Source organism: Streptomyces sp. NPDC005803 (genome assembly GCF_040630435.1).
In the GTDB taxonomy this organism is placed as follows: domain Bacteria; phylum Actinomycetota; class Actinomycetes; order Streptomycetales; family Streptomycetaceae; genus Streptomyces.
The window spans coordinates 1-1,056 of record NZ_JBEXXO010000091.1; the positions used below are offsets into that span (position 1 = coordinate 1).

Annotated in this window: 2 pseudogenes; both read right to left on the minus strand. The window is 71.3% G+C overall.

What is annotated here, in order from left to right:
• A pseudogene (locus tag ABZ454_RS38960) lies at positions 1-770 on the minus strand (hypothetical protein); the annotation flags it as partial.
• A gap of 3 nt (positions 771-773) precedes the next feature.
• Positions 774-1,056, minus strand: a pseudogene (locus ABZ454_RS38965) (hypothetical protein); the annotation flags it as partial.

A 1,056-nucleotide genomic window follows, 5' to 3' on the forward strand; every position in this document is an offset into this window, starting at 1 on the left:
GTTGACGCCGCGGCGACGGGAAGGGAGCCGAGCGGGACGGACGGGAAGCTGGTGCCCTTCGCCGACCAGGTCAGCAGTTCGCTCTCCGCGTTCCACTTGAGACCGAGTTCGGACAGGCACAGGCCCGGATACTGGCGCGCCCCGGACGTCGCGGTGGGTCCGAGGAAGTGCGTCAGGGTGTGGCTGACCGGCTGGCCGCCGCCACTGTTGAGCAGGGAGTGGGCCTGTGTGAACGGGGCCGTGACGGGCTGCACCGCCTCCGCCGCGGCGTGCGCGTAGGCGAGGCCGCCGGCCGGCGTGGTGAGCGGGACGACGAACGGCCCCGATCCGGTCGGGGTGCCTGCGGTGAAGACCTCCGCCTTCGAACCGGTACCGATCTGCACGGTTGCGCCGGCCGCGACGGTCGCCACGGTGGTGATGGAGGTCGCGCCGGCCACGACGGGCCCGGACAGGGTGGTGCTGCCCGCCCCGGTGGACGTCCCGGAGTACGAGAGGTCGCCGAGGATGTTCCGGAGGAAGTAGCCGATGCCGTCGCCGTAGGCGGGCCCGCCGAGCTCCACCTCGGCGATCTTCGTCCCGGCGATCTTCGCGAACGCGTCGTTGCCCATGGACCCGCGCCACGACTTGTCGTCGAGGAAGGTGGGGTTGTCCTTCGGCTTGACCTCGTCGACGAGGACCGTCGACGTCATCGCTACCGGGGTGCCCTGCGTGGTCTCGTTGGCGATGCCTACGAACTGCTTGGCGGGCGCGTAGGTGGTGGGTGTCGGCACCGGTTACTCCTCGCTCGTGAGAGGGCCGGCGTTGTCCGCGGCCTGGTTCGGCTTCTTGGTGGTCGGGGTCCAGCGGCCGTCGGCCGGCGGGCCGAAGGGCCAGACGAAGACGGTCGCCGCGGTGTCGGGTGTGGCGGCCCGTGCGGTGAGCGGGACGTGCGGGTACACGGCGTCGGCGAAGTGGGTGTACTCGTACGTATCGGCCGGCGCGGGGCTGTCGGGTGCCGGAGGCTTCGGTGTCGGCTCGGTGTCCTTGGCGGACCTGGCAGAAGACATGCGGACTCCG